This window comes from Microcoleus sp. MON1_C1, assembly GCF_036701945.1.
GTDB lineage: Bacteria > Cyanobacteriota > Cyanobacteriia > Cyanobacteriales > Microcoleaceae > Microcoleus.
This window is the reverse complement of record NZ_JAUBRO010000034.1, coordinates 16,897-34,964: the sequence shown is the minus strand read 5'-3', so window position 1 is coordinate 34,964 and position 18,068 is coordinate 16,897. Positions and strand designations below refer to the sequence as shown.

General features: G+C 45.5%; 19 protein-coding genes and 1 pseudogene. 11 read left to right on the top strand and 9 right to left on the bottom strand.

What is annotated here, in order from left to right; genetic code table 11:
* Positions 1-77: 77 nt before the first annotated feature.
* From petC to QUA62_RS19360, 6 genes are all read left to right on the top strand, one after another.
* Positions 78-620 (top strand): cytochrome b6-f complex iron-sulfur subunit, encoded by a 543-nt coding sequence (petC, locus tag QUA62_RS19385; RefSeq protein ID WP_242717315.1) that lies wholly within the window; start codon positions 78-80, stop codon positions 618-620.
* 165 nt (positions 621-785) lie between these two features.
* Positions 786-1,775: a cytochrome f gene (gene petA, locus QUA62_RS19380; RefSeq protein WP_333406064.1), complete on the top strand. Its 990-nt coding sequence runs from the start codon at positions 786-788 to the stop codon at positions 1,773-1,775.
* A 105-nt stretch (positions 1,776-1,880) separates the two neighbouring features.
* Positions 1,881-2,732, top strand: coding sequence for an alpha/beta fold hydrolase (locus QUA62_RS19375; protein ID WP_333406062.1), 852 nt, complete (start codon positions 1,881-1,883; stop codon positions 2,730-2,732).
* Between the two features lie 111 nt (positions 2,733-2,843).
* Complete coding sequence (gene psbQ / locus QUA62_RS19370; RefSeq protein ID WP_333406060.1) at positions 2,844-3,287, top strand: photosystem II protein PsbQ; 444 nt, start codon at positions 2,844-2,846, stop codon at positions 3,285-3,287.
* 342 nt (positions 3,288-3,629) lie between these two features.
* The gene (locus tag QUA62_RS19365) at positions 3,630-4,682 is read left to right on the top strand and encodes an FAD-dependent oxidoreductase (protein ID WP_333406058.1); all 1,053 of its coding nucleotides are present in this window, start codon (positions 3,630-3,632) and stop codon (positions 4,680-4,682) included.
* 51 nt (positions 4,683-4,733) lie between these two features.
* Complete coding sequence (locus QUA62_RS19360; protein ID WP_333055292.1) at positions 4,734-5,216, top strand: hypothetical protein; 483 nt, start codon at positions 4,734-4,736, stop codon at positions 5,214-5,216.
* Positions 5,217-5,221: 5 nt separating this feature from the next.
* Here the strand turns inward: QUA62_RS19360 and QUA62_RS19355 are convergent, their stop codons facing one another.
* The 3 genes from QUA62_RS19355 to QUA62_RS19345 all read right to left on the bottom strand — a co-directional run bounded on the left by QUA62_RS19355 (position 5,222) and on the right by QUA62_RS19345 (position 9,349).
* Positions 5,222-5,569, bottom strand: coding sequence for a hypothetical protein (locus QUA62_RS19355; RefSeq protein WP_333406056.1), 348 nt, complete (start codon positions 5,567-5,569; stop codon positions 5,222-5,224).
* A gap of 447 nt (positions 5,570-6,016) precedes the next feature.
* Positions 6,017-6,433: an NUDIX hydrolase gene (locus QUA62_RS19350; RefSeq protein WP_333406055.1), complete on the bottom strand. Its 417-nt coding sequence runs from the start codon at positions 6,431-6,433 to the stop codon at positions 6,017-6,019.
* Between the two features lie 285 nt (positions 6,434-6,718).
* Positions 6,719-9,349: a M1 family metallopeptidase gene (locus tag QUA62_RS19345; RefSeq protein WP_333406104.1), complete on the bottom strand. Its 2,631-nt coding sequence runs from the start codon at positions 9,347-9,349 to the stop codon at positions 6,719-6,721.
* A gap of 225 nt (positions 9,350-9,574) precedes the next feature.
* On the opposite strand from QUA62_RS19345, the gene QUA62_RS19340 reads away from it, so the two are divergent.
* Positions 9,575-10,657 carry a class I fructose-bisphosphate aldolase gene (locus QUA62_RS19340; protein WP_190661658.1) on the top strand — a complete coding sequence of 361 codons (1,083 nt, stop codon included), beginning with the start codon at positions 9,575-9,577 and terminating at the stop codon, positions 10,655-10,657.
* Between the two features lie 191 nt (positions 10,658-10,848).
* Positions 10,849-11,730, top strand: a complete 882-nt coding sequence (gene cas6, locus QUA62_RS19335) for a CRISPR-associated endoribonuclease Cas6 (protein WP_190661660.1) — start codon at positions 10,849-10,851, stop codon at positions 11,728-11,730.
* Here cas6 and QUA62_RS19330 read toward each other — a convergent pair whose 3' ends face one another.
* On the bottom strand, positions 11,731-12,057 hold the full coding sequence (locus tag QUA62_RS19330) for an antibiotic biosynthesis monooxygenase (RefSeq protein WP_190661662.1): 327 nt from the start codon (positions 12,055-12,057) through the stop codon (positions 11,731-11,733).
* Between the two features lie 428 nt (positions 12,058-12,485).
* Between QUA62_RS19330 and QUA62_RS19325 the strand changes: the two genes are divergently transcribed.
* On the top strand, positions 12,486-12,947 hold the full coding sequence (locus QUA62_RS19325; protein WP_190732611.1) for a response regulator: 462 nt from the start codon (positions 12,486-12,488) through the stop codon (positions 12,945-12,947).
* 106 nt (positions 12,948-13,053) lie between these two features.
* Complete coding sequence (locus tag QUA62_RS19320) at positions 13,054-13,347, top strand: DUF2103 domain-containing protein (RefSeq protein ID WP_190732612.1); 294 nt, start codon at positions 13,054-13,056, stop codon at positions 13,345-13,347.
* Here the strand turns inward: QUA62_RS19320 and QUA62_RS19315 are convergent.
* Positions 13,336-13,962 carry a HEAT repeat domain-containing protein gene (locus tag QUA62_RS19315; RefSeq protein ID WP_333406053.1) on the bottom strand — a complete coding sequence of 209 codons (627 nt, stop codon included), beginning with the start codon at positions 13,960-13,962 and terminating at the stop codon, positions 13,336-13,338. The two genes, QUA62_RS19320 and QUA62_RS19315, sit on opposite strands and share 12 nt — an antisense overlap.
* Positions 13,963-14,160: 198 nt before the next feature.
* Positions 14,161-15,876 carry a hypothetical protein gene (locus QUA62_RS19310; RefSeq protein WP_333406051.1) on the bottom strand — a complete coding sequence of 572 codons (1,716 nt, stop codon included), beginning with the start codon at positions 15,874-15,876 and terminating at the stop codon, positions 14,161-14,163.
* A gap of 88 nt (positions 15,877-15,964) precedes the next feature.
* Between QUA62_RS19310 and QUA62_RS19305 the strand changes: the two are divergent.
* Positions 15,965-16,189, top strand: a pseudogene (locus tag QUA62_RS19305) (IS1/IS1595 family N-terminal zinc-binding domain-containing protein); the annotation flags it as partial.
* Here QUA62_RS19305 and QUA62_RS19300 read toward each other — a convergent pair.
* From QUA62_RS19300 to QUA62_RS19290, 3 genes are all read right to left on the bottom strand, one after another.
* Positions 16,081-16,341, bottom strand: coding sequence for a hypothetical protein (locus QUA62_RS19300; protein WP_333406108.1), 261 nt, complete (start codon positions 16,339-16,341; stop codon positions 16,081-16,083). The pseudogene QUA62_RS19305 and the gene QUA62_RS19300 overlap by 109 nt on opposite strands.
* A gap of 255 nt (positions 16,342-16,596) precedes the next feature.
* Positions 16,597-17,436 carry a HEAT repeat domain-containing protein gene (locus QUA62_RS19295; RefSeq protein WP_333406049.1) on the bottom strand — a complete coding sequence of 280 codons (840 nt, stop codon included), beginning with the start codon at positions 17,434-17,436 and terminating at the stop codon, positions 16,597-16,599.
* Between the two features lie 216 nt (positions 17,437-17,652).
* Positions 17,653-17,961: a phycobilisome linker polypeptide gene (locus QUA62_RS19290; RefSeq protein ID WP_333284694.1), complete on the bottom strand. Its 309-nt coding sequence runs from the start codon at positions 17,959-17,961 to the stop codon at positions 17,653-17,655.
* Positions 17,962-18,068 lie beyond the last annotated feature (107 nt).

Sequence of the window (18,068 nt, the reverse complement as noted above, 5' to 3'; positions counted from 1 at the left end):
TTATCCTCCTTCCTCTGCACGTACAGGTTCGCTAACAGCTAACAAACAAACGTAACTTAAAACCGTAAAGGCAGGTCATGGCTCAATCTTCTGCTGGAAATCCCGATGTTCCCGATATGGGGCGTCGCCAATTTATGAATTTGCTGACGTTCGGTACAGTCACAGGTGTGGCACTGGGCGCACTTTATCCCGTTGTCCAGTATTTTGTTCCTCCGTCGAGTGGGGCAGTTGGCGGCGGAGTGACAGCTAAAGATGCTTTGGGTAACGACATCATCGTTAGCGAATATTTGGCTTCGCACCCTGCGGGCGATCGCAGCTTAGCCCAAGGTCTCAAAGGCGACCCCACCTATGTTGTGGTGAAAGAAGACCAATCTATCGCCGACTACGGCATCAATGCAGTCTGCACTCACTTGGGTTGCGTCGTGCCTTGGAATGTTAGCGAAAACAAGTTTATCTGTCCTTGCCACGGTTCTCAATACAACAATGAGGGCAAAGTGGTGCGCGGCCCCGCGCCTTTGTCTCTGGCCCTGGCCCACGCCACTGTCGCAGATGACAAGATCGCTTTTACAACTTGGACAGAAACTGATTTCCGCACCGGCGAAGCACCTTGGTGGTCTTAAACTATTTTGGATTTTAGATTTTAGATTTTAGAGAGGGGGTGAATGGTGAAAACCACAGATAATTGCATCCCTAAAGCATTCTAATAATCCAAAATCCAAAATCCAAAATCCAAAATCCAAAATCCAAAATCCAAAATTGTCTGACCTTTGAGATTGAATACTCTAATGCCACAAACTAATTTATCTGCGATATTTCGCCGCAGTGCCAGGACGATCGCGAAAACAGCCTTAATTGCGATCGTAGCCGCAGCATTTTTCCTCACCAGCGACATCGCACTTCCCCAAGCAGCATTTGCTTACCCTTTCTGGGCTCAGCAAACAGCACCCGCTACTCCCCGCGAAGCAACAGGCCGCATTGTTTGCGCTAACTGTCACCTCGGTGCAAAACCGACTCAAGTTGAAGTACCGCAATCTGTTTTGCCAGATACGGTGTTTGAAGCTATTGTCAAGATTCCCTACGATACTAGCGTGCAGCAAGTTGGCGGCGACGGCAGCAAAAGCGGCTTGAATGTAGGCGCTGTAGTGATGTTGCCCGAGGGTTTCAAAATTGCTCCCGCTGACAGAATTCCCGAAGAAATGAAGGAAAAAGTCGGCGATCTTTACTTCCAACCTTACAGCGAAACCCAAGAAAATATTGTTTTAGTGGGTCCAGTACCGGGAGAACAGTACAAAGAATTGGTATTCCCAGTTTTGTCGCCGAATCCGGAAACTGACAAGTCCGTTCACTACGGCAAATACCAAATTTATGTTGGTGGCAACCGCGGCCGCGGTCAGGTTTATCCTACTGGCGAAAAGAGCAATAATACTGTTTACAATGCTTCGGTAGCTGGCAGCATTTCTAAGATTGCTCAACCTGAAGATGGCGGTTATCAAGTGACAATTCAACCTGCCGAAGGTGCAGCCGTTGTTGATACGATTCCTGCTGGTCCAGAACTGATTGTTTCCGAAGGACAAACAGTTGCAGCAGGCGAACTTTTGACGAACAATCCTAATGTGGGCGGTTTCGGTCAAAAAGACGTGGAGATTGTGCTGCAAAGTGCCGATAGAGTTAAAGGATTGATGGCTTTCGTGGCTTTGACCATGCTGGCTCAAATTATGCTGGTTCTCAAGAAGAAACAGGTCGAAAAAGTTCAAGCTGCTGAAATGAATTTCTAAGTGCGGCTGTAATTAGTTGGGTAAGGCGTTCTGTGCACACCCAACTATTAGGTAAGTAGGGCGGGTATTCCCCGCCTTATTCTTTGATAAATAACCAGTAAAATAATGTTAATTGATGAGAAGATAGTTGAAGTAGGCCCGCTGAAATGGTTTTATCGGGAAACAAATCCGGTTAACGAAACTGCTAAACCGCCCGTACTGCTGCTGCACGGCTTGCCGTCCCAGAGTTTTACCTGGACTGTAATTATGCCGGATTTGGCTGCACAGGGATTTAGATCGATCGCCCCTGATTGGGTGGGCTACGGGCGATCGACAAAACCAGACAAGCGCGACTTTGCCTACACTCCCGATGCTTTTGTTGACGCCCTCGCTGGCTTTATTCAAGCTATAGAATTAGACCGCTTTTCCCTCGTTGTCCAAGGATTTTTAGCTTCAGCCGGCATTCAATACGCTTTACGCAATCCCGATAAAATTGATCGTCTAGCCATCATAAATACACCAGTGTCACCTGATATAAGATTGCCTTGGAAAATGCAGCAGTTGGGGCTGCCTTTTATTGGCGACATGATGACGCAAGACCCGCTTTTGGTTGACAGAACTCTCGAAGGTGGCAGCCGCCAGACAATATCAGACAAGGATTTAGATGTTTACCGCGGCCCGTTTTTGAAGAGTTCGGATGCAGGTCGATCGCTGATGAATACTGTCCGCAATATTCAATTGCCGCAGTCAATGGCCGAAATTGAATCCGGCTTGAAAGGATGGACTCGACCAACTTTATTTGTCTGGGGTTTGACAGATCCTTGGCTGAGTGTTGAACCAGTTCAAAAGCTAGTCGGTTCCCTGCAAAATGCAGAGTTAGTCACACTGGAACAAGCGGGGCATTATCCTCAAGAACATTGGTCAGAAAAAGTTGGCAATTCTGTGATCACTTTTCTGCGCCGCCAGGAGGTAAAATAATATTTTGTACATAACTCTCGGTGCTAGGTCAGTGAACCAGCTCCTCGCCGAGCTGCATTCCCAGGCAGAGCCAGAGAACGAGAAATCTAAAATCTAAAATCTAAAATCGATATGACTCGTCCCCGTTCAATTTTTGCCTTGATGATGGCGTTTTTGATGGCATTTCTGGTTAGTTGCAGCAGTGTCGAAGCAAAAGTTCCAACGACTTACACAGCAGCCCAGACCCAGCAAATTCAGCGCTATGTTCCTACCCTGACAGAGTTCCGATCGCGCATGGATAAACTGGAAACCTTAATTCAAAAACAAAATTGGGTTGATACCAGAACTTACATTCACGGGCCTCTAGGCGACTTGCGGAACACCATGAAAACTGTCTCTGCGAGTTTGTTGCCTAGTTCTCAACAACAAGCTGTTGATTTAACTAAGAGTTTGTTTACCCAGTTGGTTAACATCGATCTTGCTGCTAAAGAGCTTGACTATGCAAAAGTCACGGCCAGCTATCAAAAAGCTGTCGATGATTTCGATACCTTTTTGCAGCTAATTCCTAAAGCTTAATAGCTTTAGGGGTTTGTAGGCTTGGCAATTGATGGGTGTCAAATTAAGACTGAAACCCATAATAAATATCGCTTGTAGTCGAGTCTAGATCCCCCCTAACCCCCCTTAGTAAGGGGGGGACAAGAGTATTCAAACTCCACCTTAAAAAGGGGGGCAGAGCATTCAAAGTCCCCCTTATTAAGGGGGATTTAGGGGGATCGAGACTTCGAGACAAACGATAAAAACAGAGGATTTTACTGTTAATTTGACACGCTTTGCGCTCAGAACCATACGAAAAACTTCTATAAAATCTAAAATCTAAAATCTAAAATCTAAAATCTAAAATCTAAAATCTAAAATTGAATGATTCGCGTTGCAATTATTGGTTGCGGTATTATTGGCGCTTCGATCGCCTTTGAACTAAGTCAATTTCCAGAACTGAAAGTTACTGTGTTCGACCAACAGCCGCCGGCACAAGGTTCTACAGGCGCGGCACTCGGTGTTTTGATGGGAGTTATCAGCCACAAAACTAAGGGTAGAAATTGGCAGTTGAGGGAAACCAGCCTTCAGCGCTACGAAACTTTGATTCCAGAATTGGAAGCAGTTACGGGGCGAAAAATTCCTTTTAACAAACAAGGAATTTTAATGCTTTGTTCGGAGGGAGAGGATTTAAGTAAGTGGGAAAATTTGATAGCAACTCGCCGTTCTCAAGGTTGGCAATTGGAACTTTGGGATGTGGAACGAGTGCGAGTTCGCTGCCCTCATCTCTCTTTAAACGATCGCATTATTGCTGCGATTTATTCGCCTCAAGACCGGCAAGTCGATCCGACGGCGCTAACTTTGGCTTTGATTGATGCTGCTGAACGCAATGGGGTGATTTTTGAGTTTGGGGTACCCATTGAAGCAGCGGAGATTGCTGCTAGTTTAAAGTTCGATCGACTAATTGTGGCGTCTGGTTTGGGTTCTGCTGCTGTGACTGCATCGTTAAATCAGTTGGTTGACATTCGCCCGGTGTTGGGACAAGCGCTGCATTTGCGATCGCCGAATCCTTTAGGAAACCCAGATTTTACGCCGGTAATTACCTGCGATGACGTTCACATTGTGCCTTTGGGAAATCAGGAATTTTGGGTGGGGGCGACGGTGGAGTTTTCAGAAAATGGCGGGGAAATTCAGGCGAATGCTGATATGTTGGGGCAAGTGATGGCGAGGGCGAGTTTGCTTTGTCCGGCCTTAGCAGAAGCGGAAATCATCAGGAAATGGTCGGGATTGCGCCCGCGGCCGGAAGGGCGGCCGGCCCCAATTATCGAGACGCTTTCCAGTAACGATCGCGTTCTCATCGCCAGCGGCCACTATCGCAACGGTGTTCTGCTGGCCCCTGCAACAGCGCGATCGATTCGAGAAATGATTTTGCAATAATTAACAAATGTTAATACAATCAAGACAGCCATTCATATCTTACATCTAAATATGTCCGACAAACCTTTAGGTAAACCCCGCTCTTTGTGGCGAGTAATTTTGCTGTCTGGAGTCAGCTTGCTGCTATATTACGGATGGTACAAATGGATTATTCAAGAAGAATTGCGTCGCTATAACGGCAGCGGTTGGTCGGGAACTCTTTGCTTGCTTCCCTTTGTTTTAGGAGTAGCCGTCCCTCAAGCTTTGCGGATATTTGACCCTGACGTTCCCGGATGGTTTGGTTGGTTTTCCTTGCTCGGTATTGCTTGGATTTACATCGTGCAGTTCAAACTTTACAAGACAGTTAACGAATTGTACCGCCAAGAAGGAATCAAAGAACCGCTAACCGTTTGGTGGATTTTTGTACCCGGTTTAAATTTAGTTGTCGGCTTGCGGCAAATTCACTTTTTGAGCCAGTTTTGGGCGAGAAAACAGGGAATTGAAGTTAAGGATAACTTAGCCGAAAGCATTCCTTTCCTCTCCGCTAACGCCTAAATAAATTAAGCTCCAATCGCTTGGCGCTGCGAGTAAATTTCTTCTATAAGCAGGTCACGCAGTTCATCAGCAATGTCCGTGGGAGGGTTGCCTGCGAGGGCGCGTCCAATCAGCCGTTCTGCTTCCCGGAGTTGGGCACACTCAATGGCAAGTACGGCGGCGCTCCGATGCAGTATAGAACGAGTAGGCTCAAAATCCCATTCGTTTGCTACTAAATCCGCTGCCGCCCGTTCTTTCGCAAAGGCGGCTCTGGTGAGTGCAGTCACTTGGTCGATATCACCGCACTGACGGGCGAGAACGGCTCGATCGACCAGTTCCATTGCTTCGTGGTGAAGGACTTCTACGGTCTGCATTTTTTGACGATCCGTGCTTTGGGAGTACCGAACTCAATTACAGATACATAGCCAGGAGCTACGTCATCTGAAGGGCGGATTTGTTCTAATTTGATGTTAACTCTGGCTTGAATAATGCTGTCAGAACCTTTACGAATCCCGGAGACTTCTAAGCGGGCTTTGCGCTGAAATAGCGTGCCTGGATCTTCGAGCGAACCAAGCCAAAAGTCAAAACCTAAGCCTTTACATTTGACCAGCCTGGACGTTCGGGCTTGTTCTCGCGCAGGTCATTCAGGAAGAGAATTTTAATCGGGTTAAGGTTGGTCATCTGAGGAGATGGCTCCGGGCGATCGCATCTCCAGAATCTTACAGCATATAGTCTTCAGTCATGTTGTTCTTTTAGCGAGTTCACCCGAATTTATGGTTGAAAACCAAACTATTGGTAAACCCGCCCTTACCGATGACTCTTCACCAGAACCGATTCGGCAAATCCCCCAAAATGAGTTTGAGTTCCGGTTCATTAACCCGCTTAATTGCTTTAGGAATACTTACCCACTGCCGCTTTCTCTTGCTAGCTTCCGGCCAAATTTCTAGAACTGCTTGCACTTGCATTAAAAATACCCCTACCTGACAAAAATAGCCGGACTTTTGATACTCGTAAGTTCCCAGCAAATCCGGGAACACTTTACCCAACAAACCTGCTTCTTCCCAAGCTTCCTTGGCGGCGGAATCTTGGGGAGTCATGTCAGGTTCAATTAATCCTTTAGGAATCACCCAGCGCTTGCTAGCCGAAGAAGTAATTAGCATTACTTCAATTTTTCCATCTTGAATACGATAGGGAATTACCCCCGATTGCTCAATCAATACAGCGCTTCTTATACTCATGAGTTCTGCAATATTTATGGGTAAAAACGCTACTGCAACTTCATCAAAAGTTGACAACTAAAAAATAAAAATTGCATCCTGATTTGGGCTAATTCCGGTTAAGAGACAACAAAGTGGAGAATAGAGATATTGGGCTTTTTCCCTATGTGGAAAATAGGAAATTCCAATGCACTCCCGCTGAACAATAATATTATTATAATAACCGCGTGCAATCCTCTACCGACAAGCAGATAAAAGCCGATCGCCAATATCTGCCTTTATCTGCGCCGGTATGGGGTTTTACACCTAATCTTTCTTCGCCTTAGCCTCCAAATTTTCCATCCGACTCCTCAAATCTTGATTCTCTTTTTTCACCTGGTCTAATTCCTCCCGCAACTGCTTTACCGCTGCATCAGAACCAACATTTTTCTGCACTCTTTGCACAGCTTCATCAGCCATGCGGCGGACGCGGCCATCGGGGGTTTGGTCAGCTAAAGAACGCAAAATGCGAATTGCTTTGCGAGTTTGCATTTGTCCTAATCCCGCTACTACAGAGACTTGAGTCAAGAAAAACGTCTCTTTAGATAATTCTGCCAATCGCTGCAAAATCCGTTCTAAATTGACCTTCGTTTGACCAGCCGAAATTGTGCCCAAAGATCGAATTGCAGCCAAGCGCAAAGCTTGCGGAGTACCGGCGGCGGTGTATTTCAAAATTAGATTCAGCGCATCTTCAGAAGTTTTCATGTGCGCCAAACCTGCGATCGCACCCGATCGCACTACCTCATTCCAGCCCTGACGCTCTTTCAGCACCAATTTTAACTCTTTCAGTACCTGTTCGTCGGTCGGTTTTTCGTCGGGGTTAGCCCCTGCAATGGAGCCCATAGCACTCGCTGCTGCTGCTTCTACGTAATAGCTGTCGTCGCCTTTTTCGACGATCGACCTCAGCGCTTTATAAGTTTCGTGAGTTTGGATTTTACCCAGCGCATTCACCACAGCGCGACGAACACGAGCATCTTTATCTTTTAAGCCACTTACTAAACCTTCAAAAACTTGGTCGAGTTTAATTTCAGCTAACTGGCCCGCCACTTCGGCCCGTACTGCCCAAAACGGCTCTTTCTTGAGAACTTCTGACAGCGTTTTCACCGCTTCCAGCCCTCCCTTTTTCGCCAAAGCGTGGGCAGCGTAAATCCGGGAAACAGGGTCTGGATCGAACTGCAACTGAGCTTTGAGTTCGGCAACTCCATACTCTAAAACGACTGTTTTTAAGTAACTATTGCCCACATCGAAACTGATAAACGCCGGCTTCTCTTCTAGGGGAAAATAGAAGCTTTGCTCGCGTTCGTATATTCTGACTGTGAAAGTTTTTAGGTTAGCAGTAGAACGAGCATAACTGTTATCTTCTGCATCTTTTTCCGGCTTGTAACCGAAGCCTATGGGAATTTTTAGGTCGAATACATCTTTGCTGTTGCCGTTGTCATTTTTGCTATCTTTTACCTGAGTTTGGGTGACAGTAACTTTTGCTAATTTGCTGTCGCCATCCCAGGAATAAGCAACTTTATAATCTGGATGACCGCCACGATAAACGTACTGGTCAAACAAAAACATGAGATTGCGACCGGTAGCCTTTTCTATCGCCCTGAGCAAATCGATGGTTTCTACAGTTTTGTGAGCGTTATCCCGCACAAAAGTGTGAATTGCTTTGTAAAATAATTCGTCGCCCAACTCGGCGCGAATCATGTGATAGACGCAAGCGCCTTTTTCGTACAAATGGCGATCGTACAATTCAATTGCTTCGCGGTAAACGTGAGTAACAATGGGGCGGCGGTAGCGGGAACTGTCTTCAGCTAAATAATTGCGGGCTTCATTTAACATATAGTAAGCCGCGTCTTCTTTGCCGTATTCTTTGTCAGTCCACAGCACCTCGGAATAAGAAGCCATGCCTTCTTTTATCCAAGCATGAGACCAATGTTTTATTACTACTAAATCACCGAACCACTGGTGAGCCAATTCGTGGGCGACTAAGCTTTCAGTACCTCGATTGTCGAGGGTGGCACGTTCGTCTAACAAGCACCTATCTGTTAGCAAAGTTGTCGAAGTATTTTCCATACCGCCGAAGATGAAATCATCGACGCAGACTTGAGCGTATTTGGGAAAAGGGTAAGGATAGCCAAATGCTTGAGAGAAGAATTCAATCATTTGAGGCGTTTTGCCCATGCTGCGCTTAGCGTCTGCTTCGCGGCTTCTTTCCACGTAATAATTAACTGGTTTGCCGTTCCATTCGTCTTTAATTTCGGCAAAATCACCGACTGCTAAGGTCATTAAATACGTCGGGTGTACCTGGCTTTGAAACCAGTGATAAATTTTATCGTCGCCTTCGTTTTTTGTACTAATTAATTCGCCGTTGGAAATAGCAAATAGTTGTCTCGGAACTTGGACTCGAATTTCTGAAGTAGCAAGTTGTCCAGGATAGTCGAAACAGGGAAACCAGAAGCGGGAATCTTCGTCTTCGCCTTGAGTCCAAACTTGTGTTGGTTTGTCTGGATAGTGTTTGTCCGGGCCGACGAAATAGAGACCGCGCTGGGGTTTTTCCACCGAGTATTCGATCGCAATTGTAATTGGTTGGTAAACTTCGGTGGGTTCGTGCAGTTGAATTTGCAGCACTTCGCCATCGCTGTCGAAATTTTGCTCAATTTCGCCGACTTTTACTGATTTAATATTCAGGTTGACCGCATCTAAGGTTAATTTGTCAATACCGCTGCGGACTGGATTGAGGCGGATACTGCAAGTGCCGCGAAAGCTTTGTTTGGGAATATTCAGCACTAAGTCGAGGAAAATATGCTCTACTTGACCGGGGCGATCGGGATTGTAATGCGGCCGAGCACCGGGCATCTCGAAGGATTTGTGACCGTTTTCAGAATCAAAGTAAGTGTGTGACATTGTGGTGGCAAAGTTGTGAGTCGATCGGCGATCGCTGGCAGCGCAGATCCGCCTGAAGTGCCAGCTTATTATAGAGTAGCGCGTCCTACTTGCTGTTGTCCCTAATCTGGTTAAAAACTGGGTCGATCGTTGACTGAAGGGAAAATATGATTTTTTCGCTACAATATCAGCAAGGCTAATGTCTGTAATCATCAGCCTGCAATTGAAATTGAGAGGGAAATCTGTATGACAGCTACACTATCAGTTCCCAGTTCGATCGAATCTTGGCTTGGCGACGAAGCCGAAGACTTGCTCACCCATCAAGCGAAAGTTTCTAAAGATTTGTTGCACCTGCCGGGGCCGGATTGGGTCGATCGCATTTTTGCTCAAACCGATCGATCTCCCCAAGTTTTGCGATCGCTTCAGCAACTCTATTCTAGCGGACGCTTGGCAAATACCGGCTATTTATCCATCCTGCCGGTAGACCAAGGAATCGAACACTCGGCGGCCGCTTCTTTTGCACCGAATCCCATCTATTTTGACAGCGAAAACATCATCAAACTAGCAATCTCTGCTGGCTGCAATGCTGTCGCGACAACGCTGGGAGTTTTGGGAAGCGTATCTCGCAAATACGCGCATAAAATCCCTTTTATTGTCAAGCTCAATCACAACGAGTTGCTAACTTATCCCAATCAATTCGACCAAATAATGTTTGCGACCGTCGAGCAAGCTTGGAATTTGGGAGCGGTTGCAGTGGGAGCAACAATTTATTTTGGTTCGCCGGAATCGACGCGACAAATCCAAGAAGTGAGTCAGGCTTTTGCTCACGCTCATGAATACGGAATGGCGACTATTCTGTGGTGCTATCTCCGCAACGATATCTTTAAACAAGACAAAGATTATCACGTTGCAGCCGATTTGACAGGTCAAGCAAATCACTTGGGAGTGACAATTCAAGCTGACATTATCAAGCAGAAATTGCCCGAATGCAACAACGGCTATGGAGCAGTTGCTAAAGCTAGCGACCACAGTTACGGCAAAACCGACAAGCGGGTTTATTCGGATTTGACAACGGATCACCCGATCGATCTAACTCGCTATCAAGTGCTCAACTGTTATGCGGGAAGGATGGGTTTAATTAACTCCGGCGGTGCTTCCGGGAAAAGCGATTTTGCAGAAGCAATTCGCACGGCGGTAATTAACAAGCGCGCTGGCGGCTGCGGCTTAATTTCCGGCCGCAAAACTTTTCAGCGTCCTTTTGAAGAAGGCGTAAAATTGTTCCACGCCATCCAAGACGTTTATTTGTCGCCAGAAATCTCGATCGCCTAAAAATTTACCGCACAGAGATTTGCCTCAATATTACAACCTAAATGTAGGTGGACACGACCCACAAATCGTCGTAAACGTAGGGTGCACACTGTGCACCTTATGTGATTTAAATTCCTTAATCTAAGTGGCAACTTAGCTGTAGTATTAATACTAGCTGAACATCTATACAGACACCGTATATAAATTTCAAAATGCCCTACAGCCTTGTTTTAAACCTGCGGCCAGTTGCACCAATTCCATCCCAGTTTTTAACTGGACGGCATCTCCACGCTTTGTTTTTGAACCTTGTGAGTGCTGTAGACACCGATTTGAGCGCGTACCTGCACGACCAATCTCAGGAAAAAGCTTTCACTTTAAGCCCTTTCCAAGTAAGGAGAAAAGAGCCTTACAAAAGCAGTACGCCGCAGCCGCAAAAGAGAGTTTTGCCTCCTGCTGCGCGCACAATTTCGCAGGCTGTACAATGGGAACACAAGCAAGCTATTCAGGAAAATACGCCGATTTGGTGGCGAATTTCTCTGCTGGATGACGGTTTGTTCGATCGCCTAACTCAACTTTGGCAGCAACTTAATTTCGAGAGCCCTTGGCATCTCGGGCCGACAAATATATACATTACTAATATTTTGAGCGAACCGCAATCAAACCAGCCTTGGGTAAACTTTTGTACTTACGCCGAATTGTTCGAGAGAGCTTCGGAAACTGAGCGCCAAATTGCTTTTACTTTTTGCACTCCTACTAATTTTCGGCAAGGTGTATACGATAGTGCTATGCCCACTCGTGAGAGTATTTTTGGCAGTTTAGCGAATCGCTGGAACAAATACAGCAGGATTGCGATCGAACCTACTTTCACAGAAGCTATTTTCCCCAGTTTCTTCGATATCCGAACAGAAGTTAGTACGGATTCTCGAAGTAAATTTATTGGTTGCGTCGGCGATATTAGTTACCGAATTATGGGAGATATAGCTCCTGCTACTATCAAGCAAATTAACACTTTAGCAGATTTTGCGCTTTACAGCGGAGTCGGGCGAAAGACGCCGATGGGTATGGGAATGACTCGCCGGTTGCAGGATTTTTAATCATTCACTTTTAGGCTGAATTTCACTGACGATTTCATAAACATCAGTGTCGGGAAGTTTCGCAAACAAAGGCGTCATCTGCTTTAATATTTCCTGATAAGCTTCGCTTTGATTGGCGGCCATCTCTTCTACGCTTTCCCAAAAAATGATGGCAATACCTTTGTCTGTATTGGGCAATTGCAGCAAATACGCTCCCTTAAAACCTGTGGCATAAGTTGCAACGGCTTTTTCAAAAAGTTCTTCGGCTTCTTTAAATTTTCCCGGTTTAAATTCGCCAATGGCAACGTAGGCAAACTGATGTCTGAGAAAGTCTAGAAATTCTGACATATCTTTTTCCTCACTCAATAGCGATACACCAGGTTATATTTTACCCGATCGCCCGAAATTTGTGAACTTCACAGGTTGCAGTTTCGCCCTCAGCTCATCGGCGGATTTATTAATTACACGTAACTGCGATCGCCACTCAAATACAAACTTTTTGAGTCAGGCGGCTGGAATCTTTATTAAATAAACTATTGAATCGCTGATTTTAGACGTTCACAATCCTCGGTACCCTGGAGCGACTTCTACCGCTAGTACCCAAGGTAAAGCTGCGGATAACTCAAGTCTTGTGTGTAACTGCGAGCCTACACAAAGCCGTAAAAAGTTGCCAGTCAAAAGCGGTTTTTTGCAATAACCCTATTGAATTCTTTAAAACTCACCTGTAACAATAATAACAGAGGAATACAAACAAAGTAAAGATCCAGCTCAAACCAATGAAAAAAATATTAGTAATTGAAGACGATGATTTAATTCGAGAAACGGTATTAGAACTTCTGCAATCGCGCGGTTTTGAAGCTGTGGGTGCTGAAAACGGAAAAGTCGGTATCCAGTTAGCAGCCGAAATTCCCGATTTAATTTTGTCTGATGTCATGATGCCAGAACTAAACGGTTTTGAAGTATTCGCAGCCGTGCGATCGCACCCTGCAACCGCCAGCATTCCGTTTATTTTTATGACGGGTTCAGAAATGGAAAAAGCCCTGGAACTTAAAGCAGACGGCTATCTCAAGAAACCTTGCAGCCTCGCAGAAATGCTCCGGGCGATCGCCACTCAACTCGAAAAACCGACAGTTGCCAACCCAAAATATCAAAAAGTACAGGACAATTCTGCGCCATCAAATCTTAGCTTGCGCGCCAGGAATCAAAAATCTCGGTTTGAGATTGCCTCGGCTTGCTGACAATGACGCTCACAGTAACGTTAGTGATACAGAAGTTGAGGGGATTTCAAATTGGTTCCAGCCAGGGGTGGCTTAGACTGGGTATGTTGAATTTGGTTAAATATTTATGAACGCACAACCCAAAGGCCGCCTAGTTTGGAATCACTCTACCCACCTTCCCGGTTTGATACCAATTTTAGAGCGCCTCACCCTAAAAATCGGCATTCAAACTGTCACTCCGGGCGTCATCAACAAAGTTAAAGGACACATCCCCCGCATGACATTAAGAGTGTCAGTACCCATCCGCGGGGGATTTAAAATCATCGCCAGACAGGGCAAAACCGTACAAGAAGTCTTTATATTAACCACTCTCAGTCAAGGGGACTTGGAAGAGACGATCGCCCAAACCCTAGCCAAGTGACAATATTTTCTTAGCAAGCAAAGCCCGAGCCCTAACTGAAGTAGTTTCATCGCTGTGGGTGATTTCCTCAAGTCTGGCCGAAACTTCCGCTAACCAATCCGGTTTAACAGTCGCAGCACCCGCCAAAGCTTGCAAACCCCCCGCTGCTGCGTAGCGAACCACCCATTCGGGATCTCGGGACGCTTGCAGCAGCGTTTTCACAGCGCGAAGTTGAGCATCTGCAATTTGTTCTACGGGCATCAGTTCCCAGCAAATCGTCCCCAAACCCCTAACCGCCGCCCGCCGCACGCTCAAAGCAAAGTCATTCGCCGCTGCATCGAGCAAAATCTCCAAACCCCTGGGGTCGCCAATTCCGGCCAAAGCCCGAACAGCCCAAGCTCTCGCCCCGTAATTGTAGCCGTCAAGCTGTTCTAGAAGCGGCAGCACCGCAGGTTCTCCGAGCTGAATTAGCCCATCAACGGCGGCAACAGCGGCGCCTGGGTTGTTGTAACCGAGCACTGTAATTAAGGTAGGAATTGCTTGTTTTGAGGAAGCTGCAGCCAGTGCTTTGACTGCGTTTAACAAGCCCTGGGAAGAATCTGCTTGTTCCACAGCCTGAATTAATTCTAATGCCATTTATTTGTAAGCTTTACCGTGACCATTTTAATTGTAGGTTGGGTCGATCGCGCGATCGAACTTTTTGCAGCGTGGGTAAGGCGCGGCGATCAACTTGGAAAGCTTACCCTGCTCGAAGTAGGACAGTCTTGGTTAAAGAGTCGAATCGGCAAAAAACTCGACTCCATACCCGCCCTAGGATGTCTTGTGCTGTGCATCCTAACCGTCTTGGCGGTTCCGATAAAACTTAGCCCAAGCATACCGCTCCGGATCTTTTTTCAGCAGATATTCCACAACTTCCCGACGCTTCCCATTTTTAGCATTTTTGACAACCCGCTTCATTTCCGCATCCTGATCTCTGGGTGAAGCACCGCGTTTAATTGCCTCGTTAAACCAACGCTCACCCTCTGAAAATTGACTCCGCTCAAAACAAATAGCTCCCATCAAAGTGTAAGGATGATGACTCTGAGGCTGATACTCAATAGCTTTTAGGGCACATCTTTCGGTATCATCTAGTTTATTAATATCTCGAAAAGCACCGCCCCTAGTTGTTAGCAAAGCTGACTTGAGCTTATTTTCTTTAATTTTGTCTAAGTCCAGATTTTCTGTCAGCTTCAATGCACTTCTCGGTTGCTCAGCCTTGCGCCAATGACTGCTGGCATTAGGCAACTTCCATTTATTTCCAGTATTTTTGTACTCGTGTTCATAAAAAAGTGCTTCGATTTTGTGGTAAGCTGTAAAAATCTTGCCAGAGAACAGTCTCTGCCCTTGATATCGGCGTTCTTCCTGCCACCCATAATAGCTATAGCTGGGTTGAGATGCTTCAATTTTATTCTCCTCAAGCCAAGCAACATCTGTTGGTTCCAGTCGCTCTCCTTTATCCAGTTTTTGCAGAATTGCGTACAATGGACTAGAAGGTGTCTGATCTTTATAGTCCGAGACTTCATACTTAGACTTCAGAGCAGCAAATCTCTTTTTTTCGGCAAAAGTAATTATGTCTTCACGTTTATTCTGTTTGATCCAATCAAAATCAGCCTCACTCAACGGCTCTCCTGATTGGATTTTCGACTTCAGACTAGCAACATAGTTTTCAATAGCAAAGGTAATTACATCATCACGTCCATTCTGTTTCACCCAATCAAAATCAGCCTCACTCAACGGCTCTCCCGATTGAATTTTGGACTTGAGACTAGCAGCAAGTTTATCAAGCGCAAGAGTAATTGTCTCAGTCAGTTTACGCTTTTTCAGAAAGTTAATATCATGCTCACCTAGCTGACTTTCTAAATCTATTTTTTTGAGAACTTTATACAGATGGCTAGAGAGGGATGCATCCTCATAAGTAGTAGCTTTATACTTAACCTTCAGTTCAGCAAAGTGTCGTTTCTGTTCTATCTCCAAAACAATGCTAAGCGTTTCGCTAAGTTGATGCTCTTCTAGCCAGTTAAGTTCTGACTCGCTCAACTGTATATCTGCATCCAGGTTTTTCAGGATTTTATAGAGTGGACTAGAGGCCGATAAATCCTGGTGAGCCGTGGCTTGATACTTATTCTTTAGCTGAGCAAATACTGTTTTTTGTAAGGTATCTCGTTTCTCGATAATAGCAAGTGTTTCTAACAGGTTTTCTTCTTTCAACCATTGACAATCTTTAGGGCTAATTGGCTGATTTTTGTCCAGTCTCTTCAGAATTTTATAGAGATTGCTAGAGGGGAATGACTCCTCATAAGTAGTAGCTTTGTAACTGAATTTCAGTTGAGTAAACTCCTGCATTTGCCGATAGATATCTATCGCTTCATAAAACCGATAGAATTTCATCCATGCCTGCTCTGACCAACTCAGTCCATCTCCTCTGTCTATTTGGCAAAGGAGGTCATACAGACGATGAGAGATAGATGAATACGAGCCACTAACTCGGTATTTTTTCGCTAGTTCAGCCAAGTGTATCTCTTTTTTTATTGGGTAGTCCTGCATAGCAAGGAAAATGTGTTATAATTTTACTCTTTTAACCTACCTTCAATTTTAGCTTATGAACTGTCCCAAGTGCAACTCTGAATACATCTTGAAAAGTGGTCGCACTCGCTCCGGCAAGCAAAATTTTAAATGTCGAGATTGTGTCAGACAATTTGTCATGACTCCCAGACATCAACCGATTTCAGAAGCAACAAAAGAGTTGATTGATCGACTTTTATTAGAAAAGATATCTCTGGCTGGGATTGTGAGGGCGACTGGGGTTTCGGAACGGTGGTTACAATAATGTAGGCTTTCTCTAGGGATCTTCATAATTGACTCCAGCGTGCCACATATACTAGAAAGAGGAATTCCCCGATATTTATTTCCTTTATGAGTTGCTTTATATTTGACCAGTAGGAATGCAAAGTCTGCATAAAAATTTTGATCTTTCATAACAGCTAGTACCCTCAATATTTTTACTCAAAACTCATGAAAATTAATACTTAAAGCCTCATTCCTCATTCCATCAAATCATCAGCCACCAGTTCACCCGGAGAAAAGCGAGAAAATAGCAGTTCTCAATTACCTGAAATACAGATATGCGGTAGGGAAATAGCACTGCTGTGTCCTGAATGTGCTGTCTCCTGAATGTAGGGCAGACAATTGAGAATCGCTACACCAATCCTATTTCAGTTGTGAACTAATTTTTTAAAGTAAACTATCCATTAAATCCATAACGCGGATAGCTTCATCTGACAAAGATAGAGATTCTTGTTGATTGAGGTGATGCTCCAAAACTCCTTTGAGCGCAATCAATTTCAGGCTATTTTCTGCTAAAGTTTCAGAAATAGCTTGCGCTCCCGGCAAATAGCCGATCGCCCCCAAGTCCATCAAAGCCGATCGCCTCAACTGCAAATTCTCCCCATTCAAAGCACTTACCAACCGCTCTCCGTAAACCCGCTCTCCAGTTAACTGATACATCGCCCGCGCCGCAGCGTACTGCACCCGCTCCACAGAATGTTCTAAAAAAGGTGAAATTAGGGGTATTGCTTCTGTGGCTTTCAGCGTTCCCAAAGCTTCAATTATCGAGTCGTAAGGTTGCACGAGGTGCGATTTTCCTGGCACTCGCACAGCCACAGCTACGCCCCCATCCAATAGCTTCATTAGCGGCCCAATAGAATCGATCTCGCCCAGCATTTCTAGAGCTTGAGCCGCCGCTTCTCGCACGTAATAATCAGCGCATTCCAAACAACGAATCAGGGCCGGTAAGGCTTGTTTGTCACCCAATTTACCCAGAGCCCGCGCCGCATTTCGTAATAGGGAATAGTCGCCGATTTTTGTTTGTTCTGACTCTTCTTCCAATGCCGCAATTAAAGCTGCAATAGCGGCAGGTTCCTTGACTCGAAATCTGCCAACCCACCAAGCAGCATAATACCGGAGACTGTAATCTTGGGAGTGCAAATTTGCGATCGCCTGTTCAACAGTTAAAGACTCGCCCTCAGCTACACCCGCCGGCGGTGAGTCGGATTCGTAATAATCCATAGTCATTAGTTATTAGTTATTAGTTATTAGTTATTCGGCGATTGAAATCGCTGCTAAACAGACAAAACCCGCCTGCGCGGGTTGCATTAACTCTTATTCCGCGCAGGCGGACTTGGTTTGACAAGAAGCGATTTTCATCGCCCCTTCTAGCTTGACAAGGAGCGATTTTCATCGCCCCTTCTAGCTTGACAAGAAGCGATTTTCATCGCCCCTCCCACCAAACTATTGGTGATCACCAGATGATTCATGGGATGATTCATGGGATGATTCATGGGATGACTGATGGGATGATTCTGCACCCGCGTTTAAAGGATGAATGCTGACAATTTTCCCGCCCATGCGAGTAATCCGCTGCATTTCTTGATTCATCCGATTGTAAGGCACGTTGATAAATGTACTCGCGCTCGATCGAATCGAATAATCCACATTATTTGTTTCATCGCTTTGGCGCAAACCGACAACTTCATACCGAAAGCAGCGACCAGCCGAAGTTGTATTGCCACTTATTCCAGCTACAAATTGACCCAACATAAGCTTCTTGGTAATTGGTAATTCTGACTGTTGACTGTTGACTGTTGACTGTTGACTGTTGACTGTTGACTAAAAGCTAGTAACTGCCAACTGCCAACTGCCAACTG